Raw genomic sequence first — 21,408 nt, 5'->3', positions numbered from 1 at the left:
CGGAGGGCGTGCTAATCTTCTCCCCGTTGCCGACGAGCGCCGCTAGCTCAACTGGCAGAGCAGCGGACTCTTAATCCGCGGGTTCGGGGTTCGAGTCCCTGGCGGCGCACCAGCAGTAACACCCTCAGGGCCGGTCATGATGACCGGCCCTGACCCCTTTTGGTGACCCCTACGTCAGGCATCGAACAGATAACCGAGCTTGTCTGTGGTCGACCGCTGGGCCTGGCGGGTCACCTCAACGTAGATCAGCTTTGTGATGGTCGGGGAGCGGCGCCCCAGCACGTCCTGGATCTTCTCGATCGGTGCGCCCTGCTCGTAGAGCAGCGTCGGCGGCCGGGCCGGCGGTAGCTGGTCGGGTTGAATCCCCTCGGCACGTCGGGTGTTGCGGTAGAACTCTCGAGTGAGCCGAAAACGGCTGGAGGAATTCAGCGATGCGGTCTTCGCGGTCGCGATCACGCTACTGGCGCTGAACCTGGCCGTGGCCGGCCCGGGTCATGGCCCGCTCCTGCATCAAGTCGCGGACCACTGGCCTTCATTTGTCGCCTACCTGATCAGCTTCGCCACGATCGGGCTCATCTGGATCAACCATCACGCCCTCGTCCAGAACGTCGCCGTCGTCGACCGGACGCTGGCCCTCCTCAACCTCGTCCTGCTGGTGTTCGTCGTCCTCATCCCGGTAGACACGGCGACGGTGGGCAAGTACCTCGCGCTGGGCGGGCAGGACGCCCGGGTGGCGGTGATTCTGTATGCGGCTGCCTTCATGGGGATGGGGTTCAGCTTCGCCGGAATCTTCGAATGGACCTTGCGTTCGGGGCGGCTCCGGCAGCCGTTGCCGAAGCGGGCCCGTTGGACGGCGCGGCTGCGATCCGGGGTAGCGTCGGTCCTGTATCTGGCCGCGGTCGCTGTCGCCTTCGTCAGCCCGCCGGTGGCACTTGCCATCATCGCCGCCGTCCCCGTTTACTACATCTTCGAACGCATCGAGGTGGTCGGCTCTCCTGCTGGCGACCGGCAGCAATGAGCCGCTGCCGCGCGAGGATCCAGCCCGGATTACACGTCCGGAGCTAATCCCCGGTTCCTCCTCCTACCTGACCCCAACCCGCCGAGACAGCACGATGAGCCAAGCCAGCAGGGGCGGCTGCCGACGGTGTGACGGTGAGCAAGGACAAGGCGGGTGTCCTCTTGATCCGCGGGTTCGGGGTTCGAGTCCCTGGCGGCGCACCAGCAATCATCTGGGCATTCACCCCTCGCGGGTAGGTGCCCAGATGTCGTTTCGGGGCGAGCGACAAGTGCCGCTACCCGCGCGAGCGCCGCCTGCCCCGACGAAATCCGTTGGTGCCCAACCGCTCTCTGCGGTTGGGTCGCCCCATGAGCATCATGCTGAGCACCCCGAGCGTCGACGAGCTTTCTCCAGCGGCCGAGGTGCTCAAGCGGTGGCAGTACGACGGGGGACCGCTGCATCTGCATTCCGGCGATCTCGGCTGGTACTCGCTGAGTGGTGCCGAGGCCACGGCCGCTGCCCTCCGGATGTGGTCGCGCGACGGGGAGGTTCTCGCGATCGGCCTGCTGGACGGTCCCCAGCTGCTGCGGATGGCCATCGCTCCCCACTGGCGCGACGACGAGGAGCTGGCCCACCAGATCGCCGCCGACGTGGACGAGCCGGCATGTGGTGTCCTGGTTCGCGGCGGCGCGACCGTCGAAGCCCGAGGTGCTGAGCCTCTCATCCAGGTGCTGCTGGAGCGGGGTTGGGAGCGGGACGACCCGTGGACACCGTTCCACCGCACGCTCTCCGACCCCGTCGAGGACTGCGGTCTGCGTATCGAGACGATCGGGCCCGATCGCGCCGAGGAGTGGGTCACCGTCCACTGGTCGGCGTTCCGCGGCTCGACCTTCACCGATGCCGACCGACGTCTCAGGGTGGGGCGCTGGCTCGCCATGGCTGGTGGCCCGTTCTACGGCGACGCACGAAGCCTCATGGCATTCGACGAGCACGACAATGCCGTGGCAGTGGCGACCGTGTGGTCCGCCGGGCCCGGACGGCCGGGACTGCTCGAGCCGATGGGCGTCCACCGCCGTCACCGGGGCCATGGTTACGGCACAGCGATCACGCTTGCCGCCGCCGCGGCTCTCCGCGACATGGGGTCGTCCAGCGCGAGTGTGTGCGTGGAGAGCTCCAACGTCGGTGCCGTGGCCACCTACGCCTCGGCCGGCTTCACCCCGTCAGCCGACGTGGCCGATCTGCGCCGCGGCCCCCGGGGGTGAAGGCCCGATCAGAGCGTCAGACCGGCTCAGACGGCGGCAGGTGCCGCTGTAGTGCTCGAGCCGCGATACAGGGCTCATGGCCGCGCTGAGATCGCTCCCTCGTCTCGACAAACGACTACGCCGTTGTGGCCTCCGCATCGGCGGGGTGCGGCTGGCGTGGTGCGGTGCGCCGGACGACCTGGATGCCGGTGGTCGTGGCGATCACCACTGTCACGGATGAGGCGACCAGCAACAGCGTGGTCTCGGCCAGGACGGTACGCATGTGCTCGCCGCCGTTCGCCACGGCGGACAGGTACTGCACGGCAGAGATCAGACTGAGAAGTGCGGCAGCGATGGCGCTCATCAGCCACCGCGCCAGGTCTGGACCATCCAGTTGCCGACCGCAGCGGCGGCGGCGAGCAGCGTGAGAAGCACCAGACAGAACATCGCCACAGACAGCGTGCCGAGCGGGACGACGGTGTTGAGCATGTCCACCGTGCCGGAACCGTCGTGGGTCACCACACCGATCCGGTACTCGTACGCCGCGAGGGCGACGATGGTGTGGCAACCGTGGACGACCGTGAGGGCGGTAAGGGCGGTCACGGCGGTACGGGCAGCCGGCACGTGGCGACAGTAGCGCGACGCCCACCGCGTAGACCGGCGGTGGTCAGCCGGCGGACAGGACCTCACGAAGCTTCGCGGCGAACTCCTCGGGCTTGCCCGCGTAACCGAACTCGCCACCGAGGAACCCGCCGTGGTGGCTGGGGAACACCGTGGCCTCCTGCCCGAGCAGAGCCGCGGTGCCGAGGGCCGTACGCGCAGTGTACGTCCCGGCCGACTCCTCGCCGACCGCGACCACGATGCGGGTCGGCGCGGCAGTGAGCCGGTCCGGGTCGGGGCGGTAGTCGGTGATCGCCCACGAGTTCTTCGACAACAGTGGATCGTCGCGGGTGCCGTCGTCGCCGGTCGGCATGCCGAACGCTGCCGGGTCGGGTGTGGGCTGGGCGAAGTACTCGTCGGTGAACTCGCCCTGCCAGGACGTCATCGCGATGAAGGCGGCCATGCCCGCGCCGAAGCCGTGCGCCTGGTACGCCTCGTGGAAGCCGGCCCGGGCGCGCTCGGCGGCGGCGGCGTCGGGAAGGACGGCGTTGATCGGCGGCTCGTGCGCCACCAGTGTGAGCACGTCGCCGGGGTGGGTCGCGACCAGTTCGAGTGCGGTCACCGCACCGCCGCTGCTCGCGAACACGTCGACCGGACCGACGTCGAGCGCCTCGATCAGCAGGTGGAGGTCGGCCGCCTGCTGCTGCGGCGTGTGGTCGGACCGGCCATCGGTTCGGGTGCTGCGGCCCAGGCCGCGCGGGTCGTAGGTGACGACCGTGCGGTCCGTGAAGTGGGCGGCGAGCGCGTCGAAGCCCTCCGCGGTCATCGGCTGGCCGATCATGAGCAGCGCGGGCCGGCCGCCGGCCGGCGGGAGCGGGCCCCGTACGTCGTAGACCAGGTCGACGCCGGGCGCGGCAAGTGTGCGGGTCTCTCTCGTCGTCATGCCGGTGAGACTACGAGCAGACTCCGACGTTCGCGGGCAGCCGCGTGGAAGGCGTGCGGGGCCGGCGGCCGAACTCGGCCGCCGGCCCCACCCGTGTCAGCCGCCGCTCACGGTGAGCGTGTCGACGTCGAACAGGGAGCCGGAGCCGCCGGTGAACACGAGGTGCAGCGGTCCCGTGCCGGTGCCGTTCAGCGTGGTGCTCACCGTCTGGAAGATCTCCCAACCCCCGGTGACGGGCACCGTCAGCGAGCCGAGCAGCGTCCCGGTCGACGAGCCGGACCGGATCTGGATCGTGCCTCCCGCGCCCGCCGACGAGATCCGCGCCGAGAAGCCGGTCCGTCCGGCCGTGCTCACCTGGGCGTAGCCCGCCCAGTCGCCGTTGTTGATGTAGCCGAGGGTACGGCCGCCGCTGGCCGGGGCGTGGTTGGCGATCTGCACCCCGGAGGACGAGGTGTAGGACTCTCCTTCCACGGTCACCGACGCGGCGTTCAGCTCCTTGATGCGGATGTTGCGGAACGAGACGTCGTCGCCCGTGCCGTGGTTCTGGATCCCGATGTACCCCTGTTGCAGGCTCCGGGTCGGATCGGTGTTGGTGAAATCGTTGATCCGCACCCCGTTGAGGAACACCTGCACCCGTTCGCCCTGCACCAGGAGTTCGTAGGTGTTCCAGCTGCCCGGCGGGTTGAGGGCGGCGTCGCGGGCGGCCACGTCGGGTGCCTTGACCGAGTAGACGGCGCCGGTGGTGCGCTCCGGCACGTCGGTGGCGTCGAGCTGGATCTCGTAGCCGTCCCGGGTCCCCGACCAGGGCGACGAGGAGGGCGGGTAGCCGATCAGGACGCCGGAGTTGTCGTCCCCGGCGAGCCGCCAGTCCAGCTTCAGGGAGTACGACCGGAACTCCTTGGCCGAGTACCAGTAGGTGCCCAGGCCACCGAAGGAGCTGAGGGTGGCGTCGGTGTTGGTGAACCCGCCCGGCCCGGCCTGGGACCAGCCGGTGGTGGAGCCGTCGTAGAGCGTGGTGTACCCGGTCTCCGGGCGGCAGTCGGCCTTCGCCCAGCCGGCCGCGTACCGGATGCCGCCCAGCAGGTGCGCCCGGAACGCCGCGTCGGAGTACGACGCCTGGGTGTGCCCGCCGCCGGTGTAGAACGCCCGGCCCGAGGACTGCGTGCGGCACCAGGCGATCGGATGGTCGCCCATGGTGCCCCCGGAGTAGCTGCCCTCGTCGAGGCTGGCCAGCACCCGCACCGAGGAGCGGGGGTTGGTGCGGTAGTTGTACCACTCGTCCGTGCGGGTCCAGCTGCGCGGCAGGTGCGCGGTGGCCGGGTGGGCGCGGTTCTCGACGCGTACGGTGGCCTGCTGGATGGCGGGGTGGGAGGCGAACCAGGCGCCGACGAGCTGGCCGTACCAGGGCCAGTTGTACTCGGTGTCGGCGGCCGAGTGGACGCCGACGAAGCCGCCGCCACCGTTGACGTACGCCTCGAAGGCGCTCTGCTGGGTGGCGTTGAGGACATCCCCGGTGGTGTTGAGGAAGACCACCGCGCGGAACCGGGCGAGGTTGGTCGTGGTGAACGCGGCGGCGTCCTCGGTGGCGGTGACGGTGAAGTTGTTCGCGGCGCCCAGGTCACGGATCGCCTGCGTGCCGGCGGCGATGGAGTCGTGCCGGAAGCCGGCGGTCTTGGAGAAGACCAGGACCTGGTACGCCGGGTCGGCGGCCAGCGCCGGCGGTGCCGGGGCGAGACTGCCGGCCAGCAGCGCGGCGGCTGCCACGGCCACCAGGCGTCGTGCTGTCAGGAGAGGCATGGCGGTCCTTTCAGGAGAGGGTGAACGAGTCGACGTCGAACAGGGCTCCGGTGCCGGCGCCGGTGTAGACGAGGAACAACGGGCCGGAGCCGGCGGTCGTGAGCGTGGTGGAGACGGTCTGGAAGGTGCTCCAACCGCCCGTCACCGGCACGGTGACCGATCCGAGCAGGGTGCCGGTGGACGAGCCGGCGCGCACCTGGATGGCGCCGCCGGACCCGGCGGAGGAGATCCGGGCGGCGAACCGGGTCCGGCCGGCGGTGGAGACGGAGGCGTACCCGGTCCAGTCGCCGTTGTTGATGAATCCGACGGTCCTGCCGCCGTCGGCGTCGGACTTGTCGACGACCTGGACGCCGGACTGGGAGCTGTACGACTCCGCCTCGGTCGGGCCGGTGAGGGTGAAGGCGTCGACGTCGAAGAGGTTGCCGGTGCCGCCGGTGAACACCAGGAAGAGGGGACCCGACCCGGCGGGGGCCGGGGCGAGCGCCGTACTCACGGTGGTGAAGCTCTCCCAGCTTCCCGTCACCGGCACGGTGACCGACCCGAGCAGGGTGCCGGTGGACGAGCCGGCGCGCACCTGGATGGTGCCGCCGGACCCGGCGGAGGAGACCCGCGCGACGAAGGTCGCGGCGCCGCTGAGCCGGTACGGCTGGAAGGAGATCCAGTCGCCGTTGTTGACGAAGCCGACCGTCCTGCCGCCCTCGGCGGTGGTCTTGTCGACGACCTGGATGCCGACCTGTCCGAAGTGGTGCTCGGCCTGCCGGTGGCGGGGTTGCAGTACCGCCCGCGCGTGGGTGGTCAGCCCTCCGGCGTCGGTGTACTCGGCGTCGAAGACGCCGTAGAGGTTGGCCGAGGCGTCGTGCTCGCCGTCGACGGGAATGGTGATCGACCCGGTGCAGCCGGTCTTCGAGGTGATCCCGTGGTCGTGGTTGTCGTGGCCGATCAGGTAGCTGACGGTCACCTTCGCGCAGTCGACCGTGCCGTCCTCGGCGTCGGTCACGGTGACGGTGAACCGTACGGTGTCGCCGAAGTCGAAGAGCTGGCCGGCGGCCGGGCCGGCGAGGGTCACCACGGGTGCGGTGTTGCCCACGGTGATCGGCACGCTGGCGGTGGCGGTGAGCCCGGTCGGGTCCGTCACCGTCAGCGTCGCGGTGTACTGGCCGTTGGTGGTGTAGGTGTGCGACGGGTTCGCCGCGGTCGAGGTGCCGCCGTCGCCGAAGGTCCACCGGTAGCCGAGCGTGCCGCCCTCGGGGTCGGAACTGCCGGCGGAGGAGAACGTGACGGTCAGCGGTGCCGCTCCGGAGGTACGGTTCGCCGACGCCTTGGCCACGGGTGCCTTGGGCCCGGGCTTGTACTCGACGCGGTAGAGCGCGACGGTGGTGGAGGAGGTGCCGTAGTCGAGTACGTAGAGCGCCCCGTCCGGCCCGAACGCCATGTCCATGACCTGGGTGCCCTGCCAGGGGAAGGAGGCGATGGAGCCCGGCGATCCGTCGGCGTTGACGTCGATGGCCTTGATCCACTTGCGGCCGTACTCACCGGCGAAGTAGTGGCCGTTGAGGTCGGCCGGGAACTTGACCGACGAGTTCAGGGCCGCGTCGTAGCGGTAGACCGGTCCCCCCATCGGGGACTCGGAGCCGCTGCCGAACTCGGGGGGCGAGCCGGCCGAGCCGCCGTACCGGATCCAGGACGCCTTGGCCGGAGGCAGGGTGGAAAGCCCGGTGTTGCGGAACGAGTTGTTGGTCGGGCCCGTCGCGCAGGCGTACTTCGCCCCGCCGGTGCCGGTGGCGAAGTCCCACTCGTGGTAGGTCTCCTCCGGGGTGTTCGTGCCGGTGCAGTAGGGCCAGCCGTAGTTGCCCGGCCCCGGGATACGGTCGAACTCCACCTGGCCGGCCGGCCCGCGCCCGGTGACCGCGCCGCCGTCCGGGCCGTAGTCACCGAGGTAGACCACGCCGGTGGCCCGGTCGACGCTCATCCGGAACGGGTTGCGGAAGCCCATCGCGTAGATCTCCGGCCGGGTCTTGGCCGTGCCGACCGCGAAGAGGTTCCCGGACGGGATCGAGTACGAGCCGTCCGCGTTCACCTTGATGCGCAGCAGCTTGCCCCGCAGGTCGTTGGTGTTGGCCGAGGTGCGTTGGGCGTCGTACTGCGGGTTGCGGTCGGCGCGCTCGTCGATCGGTGACGAACCGGAGGACTCGAACGGGTTGGTGTCGTCACCGGTGGTCAGGTAGAGGTTGCCGGCGGCGTCGAAGTCGATGTCCCCACCGACGTGGCAGCACAGGCCACGGTCGGACGGGACCTTGAGCACCACCTTCTCGGAGGCCAGGTCGAGGGTTCCGGCGGTCGTGAGCACGAAGCGGGACAGCCACAGCTCGCCCTTCCACGCGGCCCAGTCGGTGGCGGTGCCGCTCTTCGGGGCGTCCCCGGACGGGGTGCTCAACTTCGGCGAGTAGTAGAGGTAGACGTGGCGGTTGGCGGTGAAGTTCGGATCGACCGCGACCCCCTGCAGACCTTCCTCGTCGTGGGTGTAGACGCTCACCTTGCCGGCGACGCTGGTGTTGCCGGCGGCGTCGGTGAGCCGCACCGTGCCGTCGCGGGCGGTGTGCAGCACCGACCGGTTCGGCAGGACCGCCAGGGACATCGCCTGGCCGAGTTCGGCGGAGCCGATCGCCAGGGTGACCTGCTGGTAGTCGGCCGGGTTGATCGTGGTGTGGGCGGCGGCAGGGGTCGTGGTGCCGGTGACGGCGACCACGCTGCCGGCGACGCTGAGCAGGGCGGCGTGGAACAGCCGCGACCAGCGCCTCCGTCGGGACGGGGACATGGGCGTCTTCCTCTCCTGAGCTGGGGATCAGCCAGGCAGAGCGCGCGCCGCCGCGCTGGATGCCGGTGGTGGGGTGGCGGGGGATGGGGGTGGTGGGGTGGTGGTCGGGCTGGCGGGTGCCGAGGTCGCCAGCGGACGGACGGGGGTTACCCGGTCACCGCCGACGGGCCGCGGGCTGCGGCCGTCGGTGCGGTGCCGACGGTGGTCGGGTCGGCGAGGACCCGGTCGACGACCACGCCCGCCGCGCCCCGCGCGGCGGCCGTGAAGCCGAGGTTCGAGGCGACGAAACGGCAGCGGGCGGCCGGACCCGCCACCGCGAGACGGTCCAGTTCCCGCTGCGCGGTGGGGAGCAGCCGGTCCGCGAGGGTGGCGAAGTATCCACCGAGGACGATCGCCCGCGGGTTCACCAGGTTGACCAGGATCGCCCCGCCCAGACCGAGCCAGCGCCCCACCTGCGCGACCGCGGCCTCGGCGGCCGGATCGCCGGCCTCCAGCCGTCGGCTGATCTCGCGCAGCCGTTCCTCGGGGTCGCGGACCTGGTGGGTGTGGGGCTGGTCCGGGGTGATCAGGCGGACCAGTTCGGCCAGGCCGACCTTCGTCTCCCAGCAGCCGGTACGCCCGCAGCCGCAGCGCCGTCCGGCGGGGTCGACGGGGAGGTGGCCCACCTCGCCGGAGAATCCCTCGGCTCCGCGCAACAGCCGACCCCCGACGATCATGCCGCCGCCGACGCCCACCTCACCGGTCAGGTAGACGAGGTCGTCGGTGCCGGCGGCGACGCCGTAGGTGTACTCGGCGAGGGCGGCGAGGTTCGCGTCGTTGTCCACCGCGACCGGGAGGTCCGGCGGGAGCGCGGCGCCGAGCCGGTCGGCCAGCGGGAGCTGCCGCCAGCCCAGGTTCGGGGCGAGGACGACCACGCCGCGCTCGACGTCGATCAGGCCGGGCACGGCGACGACCACACCGGCCGCCGGGGCGTCCCGCCGCCGCATGTCGCGCAGCGCTTCACGGATCGCCTCGGCGAGCCGGTCGACCGCGGCGTCGGGCCCGCTGCCGGCGGCGTCGAAGGCCGTCCGCCGCTCGATGACCGGGCGTCCGGCCAGGTCGATGCCGTGCACACCCAGGTAGTCGACGTTGATCTCGACGCCGAGGGCGCCGACCGTGGCGCCGTCGAGGGCGAGGACCCGTCCCGGCCGCCCGGCCGAGCCCGAGCGCTGCAGGCCGATCTCACGGACCAGCCGGCGGGTCAGCAGCTCGTCGACGAGGCTGGACACCGTGGCCTTGTGCAGGCCCGTACCGGTGGCGATGGTCGCCCTCGGGCGGGGGCCGTGGTCACGCAGGTGGACGAGGACGCGGCTGAGGTTGGTCCGCCGCAGCGACAGCTGGTCGGTGGGCGCGGTGGTGACCCGTGTCGCCGCGGCGCGATCCCGGCCCGTCATGTCCGCCCCATTTCGTCGGGTGGCGAGACTAATCAAGCACGAGCGGCGCATCGATGGCAATGGTTGTCCTGCGCAGTGGACCCTCCAACGAGGTCGTGTTCACCTGCGTCCAGAACGAACCGATCGGCCGTATTTCTCGTGTTGAGAGTCAGGGTCGCCAATCAGAGTCACGGAGGCACGATGCCCACGGTGCGAACTGGTCCGGTCGTCGGACTGCTGGTGCAGGCCGTCCTGCTCGCGATGCTCGCCGGCACGGTCGGCCTCGGCGCGGCCGGGTGGTTGGCGGGGCTGGGGTACGGGATGATCCTGTGCGCCCTGCTCAGCCGGGGCCTGACCCGTTCGGGTGCGCGTGGTCTCAGCCCGGCCGACCAGGTGACCCTGGGCCGGGCGATCCTCGCCGGCGGCGTGACGGCACTGGCGGCGGACTCGTTCGACCGGCCGGCGCCGGTCGCGCTGATGGTCACCCTCACCGCCGTGGCGCTGGCGCTGGACGCGGTGGACGGGTACACGGCCCGCCGGACCGGGACCACCAGCGAGCTGGGTGCGCGCTTCGACATGGAGGTCGACTCGTTCCTGGTGCTGGTGCTCTGCGTCTACGTGGCACCGTCGGCGGGCGGCTGGGTGCTCGCGATCGGCGGGATGCGGTACGCCTTCGTCGCCGCGAGCTGGGTGCTCCCGTGGATGCGTGGATCGTTGCCGCCGCGCTACTGGCGCAAGGTCGTCGCGGCGATCCAGGGCGTGGCGCTGACGGTGGCGATGGCCGAGGTGCTCGCCGGTCCGCTGACTGTCGTCGTGCTGGTGCTGTCGCTGGCGCTGCTCGTCGAGTCTTTCGGCCGCGACGTCCGCTGGCTGTGGACGACCCGTACCACCCGCCGCACGACCGTCGAGGAGACGCCGACCCGCCCGGGCAGGGTGGAGATCCGGGCCCACGCGGGCCTCGCCACGCACCGGGGCATCGACGGTCCCGTCGTTCGACGGGGCGGACCGGCCCGGGAGACTCCGGGTGGACCGGCGAGGCACGAGCCCCCGCGGGTCCCGGCGGCTCGGAACGGGATCGTCCGGGTCTGAAGCCCCCCGCCGTCGCCTCACCACGATCAACGGAAGGACGCCCAGGTTGTCGCTCATGACGCGGGTACGCCGGCGACCGGCCCGGGGACGGTGGCCGGTGCGGGACGACCCGGCGGCGGACGGGCACACCGACCGTACGCCGGGCGGTGCCGCCGACGACGATCCCGCCGCCACCGGCCGGACCTGGCGGTCCGTCCGGAGCCGGCTGGCGACCGTCCTGGCCGCGCTGCTCGTGCTGCTCGCGCTCACCGCGCCGTACGACTTCGGTCGTCTCTCGCCGGGCGCCTTCGTCCGGATCCCCCTGGAGGCGCTGCTGCTCGTCGCCCTGCTGCTCGCCCTGCCACCCCGCGGGAGGCGGTTGGTCGCCACGCTCGCCGGTGTGGCTCTCGGCCTGCTGGTCCTGGTGAAGCTGCTCGACCTGGGGTTCTCGGCGTCGCTCAGCCGGGCGTTCGACCTGGTGCTCGACTGGGCGCTGCTCGACGAGGCGTTCGGTTTCGTCTCCGAGTCGTACGGCCGTCCCGGCGCGATCGGTGCCGCGGTCGCGCTGGCGCTGGTCGCGGTCGGCCTGCCCGTCCTGGTCACGCTGTCGATGCTGCGGCTGAGTCACCTGGTCGTCCGGCACCACACCGGCACCACCCGGACCGTGGCGGTGCTGGTGGTCGTCTGGGTGGCGTGCGCCGCGTTCGGCGTCCAGGTGGCTCCGGGCGTACCGGTCGCCGACACGTCGGCGACCACCCTGGCCAACGGTCACGGATTCCAGGTGCGCCTGCGCCTGAACGACCGGAAGACGTTCTCCACCACGATCAACGACGACGCGTTCCGGGACACGCCGGGCGACCAGCTGCTGACGGCGCTGCGCGGCAAGAACGTGGTCGTCGCCTTCGTGGAGAGCTACGGCCGGGACGCCGTCGAGGATCCCGAGTTCGCACCGCAGGTAGGTGCCGTCCTCGACGGCGGGACCAACCGGCTGCGCGCGGCCGGCTACTCCGCGCAGAGCGGCTTCCTCACCTCCCCGACGTTCGGCGGCGGCAGTTGGCTGGCCCACGCCACGCTGCTCTCGGGCCTCTGGATCGACAACGACCAGCGCCACCGCACGCTGCTGGCGAGCGACCGGATGACCCTCGGCGGCGCCTTCCAGCGGGCGGACTGGCAGACCGTGGGTGTGATGCCCGCCGTCACCAGGGCGTGGCCGGAGGGTTCCTTCTACGGCTACGACCGCTTCTACGACGCCAACACGCTCGCCTACCGCGGCCCGAAGTTCAGCTTCGGCACGATGCCCGACCAGTACACCCTGTCCAGCTGGCAGCGCCTGGAGCGGGCGCGGCCGGACGGCCCGGCGACGATGACGGAACTCGCGCTGGTGTCGAGCCACTCCCCGTGGACACCCGTACCGCCGTTGGTCGACTGGGCCGACGTCGGTGACGGCGCGATCTTCCAGGACGCCGCCGAGGGCGGGCGAGGCGAGGGGCGGCGCAGCGCCAAGCGGATCCGGGCGGACTACCGGCAGTCCATCGAGTACACGCTCAACACGCTCGTCTCCTACGTGGAGACCTACGGCGACGACGACCTGGTGTTCATCTTCCTCGGCGACCACCAGCCGGCCCCGGTCATCACCGGTGAGAACGCCAGCCACGACGTGCCCATCTCGATCATCACCCGGGACCGGGCCGTGCTGGCCCGGATCTCCGGGTGGGGCTGGCAGGACGGGCTGAAGCCCGGTTCGCAGGCGCCGGTCTGGCGGATGGACGCCTTCCGGGACCGGTTCCTCACCGCCTTCGGCCCGCGGTGACGGCCCCTTCGAGAAGAGGACCACAGGTAGATGACGGACACGGTCGCCGGCAGGGTCGCGGCGCTCAGGAACGATCCGGCCACCTCCGGCCTGCGCCGGTCGCTCGACGTCTACTACGGCGACCCGGAGCGCGACGCGCGGATGGACGCCTTCTACGCCCGTTTCGTCCGGCCGGGGGACCTCGTCTTCGACATCGGCTCCCACGTGGGTGACCACGTCGGCAGCTTCCGCCGCCTCGGGGCGCGGGTCGTCGCCGTGGAGCCGCAGCCGCTCTGCCTGCGCGCCCTCCGGGCGATCTACGCCGGCGACGACCGGGTGACGCTGGTCGAGGCGGCCTGTGGGGCGGCCGTCGGGAGCGTACGGTTCCACGTCAACTCCGCCAACCCCACCGTGTCGACCGCGTCCTCGGACTTCGTGCGGGCTGCGGACGGCGCGGGCGGCTGGGAGGGCCAGGTCTGGGACGCCGAGATCGAGGTCCCGGTCGTGACCGTCGACGCGCTGGTGGAGGAGTACGGCGTGCCGGCGTTCGCCAAGATCGACGTGGAGGGATTCGAGGACGCGGTGCTGGCCGGATTGAGCCGCCCACTGCCCGCCGTCTCGTTCGAGTTCACCACGATCGCGCGCGACATCGCGCTCCGGTGTCTGGACCGCCTGGCCGCGCTGGGCTTCGACGGGTTCGACGTGGCGCTCGGTGACGACAAGTCGATGACGTTCCAACGGTGGGTGCCCGCCGACGAGATGGCGGGCCACCTGCTCGCGTTGCCGCACGAGGCCAATTCCGGCGACGTGTACTGCGTATCCCGGTAAGGCCGGCACGGAGCAGGCCACCGACGCGCCAGGCCGGCTGCCGCCTCCGCGCCGACCGTCCATCGTGTAACGGGCCCGATCCCGGCAGCGCCTTGATCATCGGACGGGCGCTGCGTGCGCGCGTCCTCGGCCGAGCGGAAGCCGGCCGGACCTGCGACCGACGGGATCCCATGTACCGCACCCCTCTCCAGTCACCGAAGGGCCGTCGCAAGACCGCCCTGGTGCTCGGCGCCCTTTTCTCGGTGGCGACCGTGCTGCCCGCCGCACCGGCCGCGGCCGCGCCTCCCCGCGCCGACCTGGTCGTCATCGCCACCGCCCCGCGCAACGAGGTCGTGGACGTCGGCGGTGGCGCCACCGTCGTTGTGGACGTCCGCAACGGCGGCAACAGGCCGTTGGCGGACGTGACGCTGACCTTCACCATGCCGTCCGGCGCGGACTTCACCGACGGCAACTCCACGCCCGCCGGCTGGCAGTGCGACTTCCGAGTGAGCCGTACGTGCACCTACGGCGCGCTGGCCGCGGGGGCGAGCGCGCCACAGCTCCGCTTCGACTTCTACTTCCCGCCCGCCGCACCCGGTACGACGGCCGCGGTGACGGTGACCGGTACGACCACCAGCACCGAGAGCACCACCGCCAACAACACCGCCACCGGACCGATCACCTACATCCGGGGGGTGGCGGACGTGGAGGTGACGGGTGTAGGTGCTCCCGCGCAGGTGATCACCGGGGACACCGTCGACATCCGGGTGGACGTCCGGAACACCGGCAACATGACGGCCGAGGAGGTCTACGTCACGGTCCCGATCCCCACGGGCTTTGCCCGGCAGACCGAGGACATGAGCACGGGCTGGGACTGCGTGGTCGTCGAGGACCCCGCCACCGGCTCCGCCTGGCGGTGCACCCGCTACCAGATCGTGGCCGGGTACAGCGCCGACACGCTCCACCTCACCGCGACGGTGACCTCGGCGCAGCCCGGTGCCGCCTGGGCCGTGGTGGCGCGGGCCAGCACCAACGTGCCCGAGGACGACCTCACCGACAACGAGGGTCGGACGGACGTCGCCGTCGTCGAGGCCGCCACGGTCAGCGGCATCGTGTGGCAGGACGCCGACCGCGACGGGGTGCGCGACGTCGAGGAGTCCGGGGTGACCGGTGCCGGCACGTGGGTCTCGGTCAACCCCGCTGACCAGACCCTTCCGGCGGTCGCCGGCACGCGGGGCGCGGACGGCACGTGGACGGCGCGGGTCCGTCCCGGCACGTACTCGGTGGTCATCAGCATCGACAAGCCGTACCTCTTCATCGACTCCGTCGACTCCGACCTGGCCTCGTACGACAACGCGTACCCGTACAGCAGCCTGGGTTACAGCGACACCCTCGTCCTCGCGGCCGGGGATGCGGCGGTGGTCGACGCCGGCGTGGTCACCTCCTGACGGTCCGGCGCCGCGTTCCGCGCCCCACGGAGGGTGCGGAACGCGGCGCGGCTGGAACTGTCGTCAACCTTTGGTTGACGGCGTCGCATCGTCAACCTATGGTTGACGAATGACGGATCCCGTGCAGATGAGCAACCCCGTACGCCTCGACGACCTGATCCAGGGGATCAAGAAGGCGCGTCCGGACGTCCTCGACCAACTCGCCGACGCGGTCGTCGTGGGCGAGCACCTCGGCGACGTCGCCGACCACCTGATCGGCCACTTCGTCGACCAGGCCCGCCGCTCCGGCGCGTCCTGGACCGACATCGGCCGCAGCATGGGGGTCAGCAAGCAGGCGGCGCAGAAGCGCTTCGTCCCCAAGCCCACCGACCCGCCCCTGGACCCGCAGCAGGGCTTCGCCCGGTTCACCCTGCCCGCCCGCAACGTGGTGATGATGTCCCAGGAGGAGGCGCGCGCGGGCGGGCACACCGAGATCCGCCCGGAGCACATCCTGCTGGGCCTGCTCGCCGAGCCGCAGGCGATCGCCGCGCAGGTGATCGTGGCGGCAGGCGTGCCGCTGGAACGGGTACGGGAGGCCGCGACGGCCGCGCTCCCGCCGTCGTCCGGCGGCGAGGTGCCGGCGCTGATCCCGTACGACGTGTCGGCGAAGAAGGTGCTGGAGCTGACCTTCCGGGAGGCGCTGCGCCTCGGGCACAACTACATCGGCACCGAGCACATCCTGCTGGCCCTGCTGGAGCAGGAGGACGGCGACGGCGTGCTCACCGGGCTCGGCGTCGACAAGGCCGCCGCCGAGACGGCGGTCGCCGAAGCGATCCAGGCCGCCGTGCGGGCCGCCAGGGAGTGAGCGTCAGGGCGCGGCAGGGAAGCCGTACCGGGCGGCGTGCTCCGGGTCGGCCGGATCGATCTGGCGGATCCCGGCGTCGGCGAGGCGCTTGTTGACCTCGTCGAGCCGCTCCCGCACCAGCCGGGCCTCCTCCTCGGTGACCCGACCCCGGTGCGGCCTGCCCGCGTGCTCGATGGTGCCGTAGTCGACCTTCTCGGCCGCCCTGCGGGTCTTCGGCGGGCGGACCCGCTCGGCGGTCCTCAGCAGCTGCGCCATCGGCACGTCGGTGGCCATCGCGTCGAACTCGCTGGCGGTCAGCACCACGCGGCGCGGCTCACCCCCGCCGTGGCGGTCGTGGATCTCCACGACCGCCACGTCCAGAGCGGCGTCGTCGATGCCCTCCACCTCCACCGGGGTGGCGTCCAGCTGCACGGGCCCGGCCACCAGGTCCGGGTGCTCCAGGACGACGACACGGACCACCTCGTCGTCGGTCGCCAGGACCGTGCCGCTGAAGTCGGAGACGTGGATCGTCTTCTTGCCCATGCGCGGAACTTCTCCTGTCGTAGGCCCGGTTGAGGACCACAAGACGTTACCCGACAGGTGTGCGAAAGCCCCGGTGGGTCGGTGCCGGTGTGTCGCGCGACCCGGGTCAGCGCGGGTTGAGGTGGCGGCGCGAGGAGACGCCGGCGGGCAGTCTGTTCAGGTCGCTCCAGGAGAGCGCGGACGCGCGGTTGCCCCGGTGCGGAGACGACTGCGCCGGGAACCGTCCCGAGGACCCGGAGGTCTGCGGCCAGAGCTGCTCGGGGTCCTGCTGGTAACGGTCGTTCGGCTGATTCGGCATGAGCCTACCGTCCCAAAGGAAGTTGTACATGTATGGAAATAGATATGACGGTCGATCGATGTCTCAGGTTCCGGGGACCGGCAACCGGATCTCGAATCGGCATCCGTCACTGACGTTGCGTACCGATACCCGCCCGCCGTGCGCCTCAACCAGCCCGCGCACGATCGCGAGGCCCAGGCCGCCGGAGCCGGCCACCGCGCCGTTGCCCGGTCCCGGCGTACGGGCGGGCTCGCCCCGGAACGCCACGTCGAAGAGCCGGGGCAGGTCCGCCTCCGGGATCCCGCCGCACGTGTCGGCCACCGCCAGCCACGCGGTGTCGGCGTCGCGGCCACCGTCCACCCGGACCGTGCCGTCCGACGGGGTGTAGCGGACGGCGTTCAGCAGCAGGTTGCCCACCACCCGGGCCAGTTCCGGCTCGCTGGCGAGCACGGTGGGCCACCCCGAGTGTGCCGCCTCCAGCCGGATCCGCCGGGCCGCGGCCAGCGGCGCCGTGCTGGCCAGCGCGTCCGACACCACGTCGCCCAGCGGCACGGCCGACACGGACAGCCGCAGCGCGCCCGCGTTGATCCGGGACAGCTCGAACAGGTCGTCCACCAGGCGGGTCATCCGGTCGGTCTCGACCCGGATGCGGCGGTGGTACTCGTGGACCGTCTCGGGGTCGCGTACCACCCGGTCCTCCAGCGCCTCGGCCATCGCCCGCAGCCCGGCCAGGGGGGTGCGCAGGTCGTGCGACACCCACGCGACCAGGTCGCGGCGTCCCTGCTCGATGTGCCGCTCGCGGCGACGGGCCTGGTCGGCCCAGACGGCGGCGGCGGCGAGCCGGCGACCGAAGAGCCACCCGACGGCGACGCTGACCACCGCCGCCGCGGCGACGGTGATGAGGACGACGTCCCGGTCGTGGGCGGAGAGGAACATCGCCTCGGCGACCGCGGCCACGCCGGCGGCCACCGCGGTCACCGCCAGGGCCAGCAGGGCGACGACGTGGGTGGTGATGGACCGGCCGCGTAGCAGCCGCAGACCGGCCGCGCCGACGCCGCCGACGCAGAGCGCCGCGCCGAGGGCGTACGCGAAGATCAGGGCGAGGTCACGCACGGGCCGACTCGTAGCGGTAGCCGACGCCCCACACGGTGACGATCCGCCGGGGCTGCGCCGGGTCCGCCTCGACCTTCTCCCGCAGCCGCCGGACGTGCACGGTCACCGTGGACTGGTCGCCGAAGCTCCAGCCCCACACCCGCTCCAGCAGCTCCGCCCGGCGGAACGCCCGGGCCGGATGGCGCATCAGGTGCACCAACAGGTCGAACTCCCGCAGTGTCAGCACCAGCTCGCGTCCGTGCAGCCGAGCCACCCGGGGGCCGGTCTCGACCTCCAGGCCGTCGTCGACGAGCACCTCCGGCGGGGCGTCCACCGGTTCGCCGCCGGTCCGCCGCAGCACCGAGCGGACCCGCAGCACCAGCTCCCGGGGGGAGAAGGGCTTGCTGAGGTAGTCGTCCGCGCCCAGTTGCAGGCCGAGGATCCGGTCGGCCTCGTCGCCGCGCGCGGTGAGCATGATGACGGGTACGCCGTCCGGCCGCGTCCGCAGCCGCCGGCAGACCTCCAGCCCGTCCACGACCGGCAGCATCAGGTCCAGCACCACCAGGTGCGGCGGGTCCGCCGCGACGGCGGCCAGAGCGGCGGCGCCGTCCCCGACGTGCGTGACCCGGTAACCGGCGTGCTCCAGGTAGCGACAGACCACGTCGCTGACCGTCCGGTCGTCGTCGACGACCAGTACCCGCTGCGTCACCGGGCACCTCCCTCGTGGCGGCCAGCCTAGCCATGCCGCCCGCCGGGAGGTGTTGCCTGTTCCTTACGGCTGCGCGGGCGCTGGGAACGGTACGCCGACTTTCGCGTTCGGGCGTACGGTGATCACCGGAAGGCCGGCCCGGCGCGACCGTGGCGGAGAGAAGGGGAGTCGATGCTCGACCGGCGGCTCCACCTGCACCTGGCGACCTGGCTGGGCCAGTGGCCGGCCGGGCCGGGCCTGCACGTCGTCGGGACCCACCGGCGTGCCCGGCCCGCCTGGGACGGCCGGCTCCGGCCCGCGATCGCCGTCACCGCCGGTGCGAGCACCGTGCTCTCCGTGCCACCGGACCGGGTGGCGGTGGTCCGCGACCTGGCCCGGGGGCCCGCCCGGCGGCTGTTACCCGGGCTGCCCGCGGCGGTCGGCCACGCGGGGTGGGCGGTGCACGACGACGTGTTCCGGTGGAGTGTCGCGCCCGCCCCGCTGTCCGAGGTGGGCGAGTGGACCGCCCCGACGGCTCCCGGCCTGCCGTCCTGGCTGCGGCTCTTCGACCGGCCGGTGCTGGTGGTCCGGGACGACCGGGGCAGGTTCCTGGCCGGCGTGGGGGTCAAGCGGCACGACGCGTACGGCCGGGAACTGGCGGTGGGGACGGCGCCCGCGGCGCGCAACCGTGGCCTCGCCCGACGGCTGGTCGCGCAGGCCGCCCGCCGGGTCCTCGACGAGGGTGGGATCCCCACCTACCTGCACGACCGCCGCAACGCCGCATCCGCCCGGGTGGCCGAGGCCGCCGGCTTCCCGGACCGGGGATGGCGGTCGTACGGGGTCTATCCGAGCTGACCGGCGGGTGCCCGGCCCACCGGGAACGGACGACGGGGCTGCGGACCGTGGACCCGAGCCGGATCCACGGCCCGCAGCCTTCCCCCCAGGTCCCCGTACGGCGCGGGCGCCGGCCGCCGCGCGTACCGATCACGCTACGTATTCGCATGGTCGTCGGCAAGATGCCACGAGGCTCGTCATCGTGTCGAAAAGCGGACTTGACCTGCGGCGTAGCGGCGAAGCCGCCGAGCTGGCCGGAGTGACGCTGGGTGTGAGGAGGCGCCCGGGACCGGCAACGGCCTCGGCTGGCCCCGGCCGGTGCGGCCCGATATGGTCGGTGCACGTCGACGGCGCGTCGCCCCGGCGCATCTTGACGGTGAGGCGGTCATGAACGTGGGGAATGTGGACCCCGGGCGCGTGACCGTGCGTCCGACGGGTGAGGTGGACATGTCCACCGTTGACGACCTCGACGCCGCGCTCACCGAGGCGCTGGGGCGGCCGGGGCTCTCCGAGGTGGTGGTGGATCTCGCCGACGTCGGCTTCCTCGACTCCAGTGGCGTACGCGTGCTGGTCCAGGGTGTTTCGCGGGCCCGGGAGCGCGGTGTGACGCTGCGCGTGACCGACCCGCAACCGCTGGTCGCGCGCGTCCTGCGGATCACCGCGGTCGGGCCGATGCTCGGCTTGGACGACAACGCCGGACACCCGGACGGGCGGGGCTGGCGCGGGCTCGACTGACCCGGCGCCGACCGCCGGCCTGCGGCGCCGGCCGCTCAGGGCTCGCTGCCCTCCGCCGCGGTGGCGGACCACTCGATCAGCATCAGGGTGGCGTCGTCGCCGGAGAACGCGGCATCCCGGTGCGCGGCGACCGCATGGGTCAGCCGCCGCAGGATCTCCGCGCCGGGCAGCCCGGAGGTGATCTGCCGCTCCGCCAGGTCGGCGAGGCGCGACAGGCCGAACATCTCCCCGGCGGCGTCCCGGGCCTCGGTCACCCCGTCGGTGTGCAGCAGCAACCGGTCGCCCGGCTCCAACTGGGCCTCGGCCACCGCACCGCGCTCGTCGCCCAGGCCCAGGGGGAGCCGACGGGCGCCGGTCAGCGTCCGCACGGCCCGGCCCCGACGCAGGACGACCGGCGGCGGGTGCCCGGCTTCGACGTACCGGAGCAGGCCGGTCCGCGTGTCGAACTCGGCGAGCACGCCGGTGACGAACCGGGAGTCGGACCACGTACCGGCGATCGCCTCGTCGATTGCGCGGGCGGTCGCGGTCAGGTCCGCGCCGGCCCGCCGGGCGGCCCGCAACGTGCCCAGGGCCACCGAGGTGGTGAGCACCGCCGGCAGGCCGTGCCCCACGCCGTCGAGGATCGCCAGCGAGATGGTCCCGCCGTTCAGCGCGTAGTCGAAGGCGTCACCGCCGACCGCGTACGCCGGTTCGAGCAGGGCGTTGATCGTCGTGTCGGCGGTGGCGAACGTCAGCGGCGGCAGCAGGTTCCAGAGCAGTTCGGCGGACACCTCCATCGGGCGGCTGCGCCGCGCCCGGTGCAGGCAGTCGCCGTAGCTGCTCTTGCCGGTCACCAGATGGCCGACCAGACCCGCGATCAGCCGGCAGCCGTCCCACAGCGTCTCGTCGGCGAGGTCGGCTCCGGCGGGCGGGAACACCTCCAGCAGACCCAGCCGGTCGGTGCCGTTGACGATCGGCACCCAGAGCCGGGGCGGCGGGCCGTGCCCGACGTGCACCTCCACCTGCGTGAAGGCGCGACCGGCGAGGCTGCTGTCGATCGACAGCGGCTCGGCCGGGGGGCCGCCCGACCCCGGCAGCGGCCGCAGGGTCCGCTGCTCCACGTCGACCAGGTAGAGGGTCGACGTGACGCCCAGCGGCCGGAGCACGTCGTCGACGGCCACCGGAAGCTCGTCGGGCGGCAACCGGTGCGACCGGGAGACGAGGTCGGCCAGGGCCCGGTGCCAGGGATCGCTCGCGCTCATCCCGCCGGGATACCCGCCCCGGGCCGGTCCCACGCCGCCCGCTCGTCAGCGGGCCAGGCCGAGCACCTCCGCGGCGGCGCGGCCGTTGGCGTGGCTGGCGCCGTACGTGGTGACGAAGGCGCGGACACCGGTCGGCCGCCAGCGCGCCGGCCAGCCCATCTCGCTGCTCCAGATCACGGTTGGACCGGGTCAGCTCCTCGGCCTGCTTCTGGAGCTGACTGTTGACCCACTCGATCCGCTCGCGCGCCTCGCGTACCT

20 protein-coding genes, 1 tRNA gene and 2 pseudogenes are annotated in these 21,408 nt (G+C 72.3%); 10 read left to right on the top strand and 13 right to left on the bottom strand.

What is annotated here, in order from left to right; translation table 11 throughout:
• Window positions 1-36 precede the first annotated feature (36 nt).
• Window positions 37-112 (top strand) — tRNA-Lys (locus tag AB0I76_RS03070).
• A gap of 62 nt (window positions 113-174) precedes the next feature.
• Here AB0I76_RS03070 and AB0I76_RS03065 read toward each other — a convergent pair.
• On the bottom strand, window positions 175-456 hold the full coding sequence (locus tag AB0I76_RS03065; protein ID WP_357029144.1) for a hypothetical protein: 282 nt from the start codon (window positions 454-456) through the stop codon (window positions 175-177).
• On the opposite strand from AB0I76_RS03065, the gene AB0I76_RS03060 reads away from it, so the two are divergent.
• Complete coding sequence (locus tag AB0I76_RS03060) at window positions 401-1,018, top strand: TMEM175 family protein (RefSeq protein ID WP_357029141.1); 618 nt, start codon at window positions 401-403, stop codon at window positions 1,016-1,018. The two genes, AB0I76_RS03065 and AB0I76_RS03060, sit on opposite strands and share 56 nt — an antisense overlap.
• 347 nt (window positions 1,019-1,365) lie before the next feature.
• On the top strand, window positions 1,366-2,259 hold the full coding sequence (locus tag AB0I76_RS03055) for a GNAT family N-acetyltransferase (RefSeq protein WP_357029138.1): 894 nt from the start codon (window positions 1,366-1,368) through the stop codon (window positions 2,257-2,259).
• 115 nt (window positions 2,260-2,374) lie between these two features.
• Here the strand turns inward: AB0I76_RS03055 and AB0I76_RS03050 are convergent, their stop codons facing one another.
• The 6 genes from AB0I76_RS03050 to AB0I76_RS03025 form a co-directional block, all read right to left on the bottom strand.
• Window positions 2,375-2,602 (bottom strand): hypothetical protein, encoded by a 228-nt coding sequence (locus AB0I76_RS03050; RefSeq protein WP_357029135.1) that lies wholly within the window; start codon window positions 2,600-2,602, stop codon window positions 2,375-2,377.
• Window positions 2,602-2,862: a hypothetical protein gene (locus AB0I76_RS03045; RefSeq protein WP_357029132.1), complete on the bottom strand. Its 261-nt coding sequence runs from the start codon at window positions 2,860-2,862 to the stop codon at window positions 2,602-2,604. The genes AB0I76_RS03050 and AB0I76_RS03045 overlap by 1 nt, the downstream gene beginning before the upstream one ends.
• Before the next feature lie 43 nt (window positions 2,863-2,905).
• Entirely contained in the window at window positions 2,906-3,781 is an 876-nt protein-coding gene (locus AB0I76_RS03040; protein ID WP_357029129.1) for an alpha/beta hydrolase, read from the bottom strand.
• A gap of 96 nt (window positions 3,782-3,877) precedes the next feature.
• A complete protein-coding gene (locus tag AB0I76_RS03035; protein ID WP_357029126.1) occupies window positions 3,878-5,578 on the bottom strand; it encodes a ThuA domain-containing protein in 1,701 nt (566 codons plus the stop codon).
• 10 nt (window positions 5,579-5,588) lie between these two features.
• Window positions 5,589-8,393 carry a carbohydrate-binding protein gene (locus AB0I76_RS03030; protein ID WP_357029123.1) on the bottom strand — a complete coding sequence of 935 codons (2,805 nt, stop codon included), beginning with the start codon at window positions 8,391-8,393 and terminating at the stop codon, window positions 5,589-5,591.
• Window positions 8,394-8,539: 146 nt separating this feature from the next.
• Complete coding sequence (locus AB0I76_RS03025) at window positions 8,540-9,826, bottom strand: ROK family transcriptional regulator (protein ID WP_357029120.1); 1,287 nt, start codon at window positions 9,824-9,826, stop codon at window positions 8,540-8,542.
• A 180-nt stretch (window positions 9,827-10,006) separates the two neighbouring features.
• Here AB0I76_RS03025 and AB0I76_RS03020 point away from each other — a divergent pair.
• The 5 genes and pseudogenes from AB0I76_RS03020 to AB0I76_RS03000 form a co-directional block, all read left to right on the top strand.
• Window positions 10,007-10,681: pseudogene (locus tag AB0I76_RS03020) on the top strand (CDP-alcohol phosphatidyltransferase family protein); the annotation flags it as partial.
• Window positions 10,682-11,099: 418 nt separating this feature from the next.
• Window positions 11,100-12,683: pseudogene (locus tag AB0I76_RS03015) on the top strand (sulfatase-like hydrolase/transferase); the annotation flags it as partial.
• 30 nt (window positions 12,684-12,713) lie between these two features.
• Complete coding sequence (locus AB0I76_RS03010) at window positions 12,714-13,490, top strand: FkbM family methyltransferase (protein WP_357029117.1); 777 nt, start codon at window positions 12,714-12,716, stop codon at window positions 13,488-13,490.
• A gap of 170 nt (window positions 13,491-13,660) precedes the next feature.
• The gene (locus AB0I76_RS03005; RefSeq protein WP_357029114.1) at window positions 13,661-14,917 is read left to right on the top strand and encodes a hypothetical protein; all 1,257 of its coding nucleotides are present in this window, start codon (window positions 13,661-13,663) and stop codon (window positions 14,915-14,917) included.
• A 109-nt stretch (window positions 14,918-15,026) separates the two neighbouring features.
• A complete protein-coding gene (locus tag AB0I76_RS03000; RefSeq protein WP_357029111.1) occupies window positions 15,027-15,761 on the top strand; it encodes a Clp protease N-terminal domain-containing protein in 735 nt (244 codons plus the stop codon).
• A gap of 3 nt (window positions 15,762-15,764) precedes the next feature.
• Here AB0I76_RS03000 and AB0I76_RS02995 read toward each other — a convergent pair whose 3' ends face one another.
• The 4 genes from AB0I76_RS02995 to AB0I76_RS02980 form a co-directional block, all read right to left on the bottom strand.
• On the bottom strand, window positions 15,765-16,283 hold the full coding sequence (locus tag AB0I76_RS02995) for a hypothetical protein (protein WP_357029108.1): 519 nt from the start codon (window positions 16,281-16,283) through the stop codon (window positions 15,765-15,767).
• Window positions 16,284-16,389: 106 nt separating this feature from the next.
• The gene (locus AB0I76_RS02990; RefSeq protein ID WP_357029105.1) at window positions 16,390-16,581 is read right to left on the bottom strand and encodes a hypothetical protein; all 192 of its coding nucleotides are present in this window, start codon (window positions 16,579-16,581) and stop codon (window positions 16,390-16,392) included.
• Between the two features lie 63 nt (window positions 16,582-16,644).
• A complete protein-coding gene (locus AB0I76_RS02985) occupies window positions 16,645-17,673 on the bottom strand; it encodes a HAMP domain-containing sensor histidine kinase (RefSeq protein ID WP_357029102.1) in 1,029 nt (342 codons plus the stop codon).
• The gene (locus tag AB0I76_RS02980) at window positions 17,666-18,361 is read right to left on the bottom strand and encodes a response regulator transcription factor (RefSeq protein WP_357029099.1); all 696 of its coding nucleotides are present in this window, start codon (window positions 18,359-18,361) and stop codon (window positions 17,666-17,668) included. The genes AB0I76_RS02985 and AB0I76_RS02980 overlap by 8 nt, the downstream gene beginning before the upstream one ends.
• A gap of 171 nt (window positions 18,362-18,532) precedes the next feature.
• On the opposite strand from AB0I76_RS02980, the gene AB0I76_RS02975 reads away from it, so the two are divergent.
• Window positions 18,533-19,195 (top strand): GNAT family N-acetyltransferase, encoded by a 663-nt coding sequence (locus tag AB0I76_RS02975; RefSeq protein WP_357029096.1) that lies wholly within the window; start codon window positions 18,533-18,535, stop codon window positions 19,193-19,195.
• Between the two features lie 309 nt (window positions 19,196-19,504).
• Window positions 19,505-19,909, top strand: a complete 405-nt coding sequence (locus AB0I76_RS02970) for an STAS domain-containing protein (RefSeq protein WP_357029093.1) — start codon at window positions 19,505-19,507, stop codon at window positions 19,907-19,909.
• Window positions 19,910-19,944: 35 nt separating this feature from the next.
• Here the strand turns inward: AB0I76_RS02970 and AB0I76_RS02965 are convergent, their stop codons facing one another.
• Together AB0I76_RS02965 and AB0I76_RS02960 are read right to left on the bottom strand one after the other, a co-directional pair.
• Window positions 19,945-21,150: a PP2C family protein-serine/threonine phosphatase gene (locus tag AB0I76_RS02965; protein ID WP_357029090.1), complete on the bottom strand. Its 1,206-nt coding sequence runs from the start codon at window positions 21,148-21,150 to the stop codon at window positions 19,945-19,947.
• 45 nt (window positions 21,151-21,195) lie between these two features.
• Entirely contained in the window at window positions 21,196-21,327 is a 132-nt protein-coding gene (locus AB0I76_RS02960) for a hypothetical protein (RefSeq protein ID WP_357029158.1), read from the bottom strand.
• Between the last annotated feature and the right edge of the window lie 81 nt (window positions 21,328-21,408).

The organism is Micromonospora sp. NPDC049799 (assembly GCF_040656655.1).
Taxonomy (GTDB): Bacteria; Actinomycetota; Actinomycetes; order Mycobacteriales; family Micromonosporaceae; genus Micromonospora.
This window is presented reverse-complemented; position numbering and strand designations above follow the sequence as displayed.

Excerpts from the sequence above, each read along its gene's own strand:
- AB0I76_RS03025 (WP_357029120.1), bottom strand. The coding sequence starts at position 9,826 with ATGACGGGCCGGGATCGCGCCGCGGCGACACGGGTCACCACCGCGCCC.
- AB0I76_RS02965 (WP_357029090.1), bottom strand. The coding sequence starts at position 21,150 with ATGAGCGCGAGCGATCCCTGGCACCGGGCCCTGGCCGACCTCGTCTCC.
- AB0I76_RS02975 (WP_357029096.1), top strand. The coding sequence starts at position 18,533 with ATGCTCGACCGGCGGCTCCACCTGCACCTGGCGACCTGGCTGGGCCAG.
- AB0I76_RS02995 (WP_357029108.1), bottom strand. The coding sequence starts at position 16,283 with ATGGGCAAGAAGACGATCCACGTCTCCGACTTCAGCGGCACGGTCCTG.
- AB0I76_RS03005 (WP_357029114.1), top strand. The coding sequence starts at position 13,661 with ATGTACCGCACCCCTCTCCAGTCACCGAAGGGCCGTCGCAAGACCGCC.
- AB0I76_RS03030 (WP_357029123.1), bottom strand. The coding sequence starts at position 8,393 with ATGTCCCCGTCCCGACGGAGGCGCTGGTCGCGGCTGTTCCACGCCGCC.
- AB0I76_RS03010 (WP_357029117.1), top strand. The coding sequence starts at position 12,714 with ATGACGGACACGGTCGCCGGCAGGGTCGCGGCGCTCAGGAACGATCCG.
- AB0I76_RS02970 (WP_357029093.1), top strand. The coding sequence starts at position 19,505 with ATGGTCGGTGCACGTCGACGGCGCGTCGCCCCGGCGCATCTTGACGGT.
- AB0I76_RS03040 (WP_357029129.1), bottom strand. The coding sequence starts at position 3,781 with ATGACGACGAGAGAGACCCGCACACTTGCCGCGCCCGGCGTCGACCTG.
- AB0I76_RS03035 (WP_357029126.1), bottom strand. The coding sequence starts at position 5,578 with ATGCCTCTCCTGACAGCACGACGCCTGGTGGCCGTGGCAGCCGCCGCG.
- AB0I76_RS03050 (WP_357029135.1), bottom strand. The coding sequence starts at position 2,602 with ATGAGCGCCATCGCTGCCGCACTTCTCAGTCTGATCTCTGCCGTGCAG.
- AB0I76_RS02990 (WP_357029105.1), bottom strand. The coding sequence starts at position 16,581 with ATGCCGAATCAGCCGAACGACCGTTACCAGCAGGACCCCGAGCAGCTC.
- AB0I76_RS03000 (WP_357029111.1), top strand. The coding sequence starts at position 15,027 with ATGACGGATCCCGTGCAGATGAGCAACCCCGTACGCCTCGACGACCTG.
- AB0I76_RS03055 (WP_357029138.1), top strand. The coding sequence starts at position 1,366 with ATGAGCATCATGCTGAGCACCCCGAGCGTCGACGAGCTTTCTCCAGCG.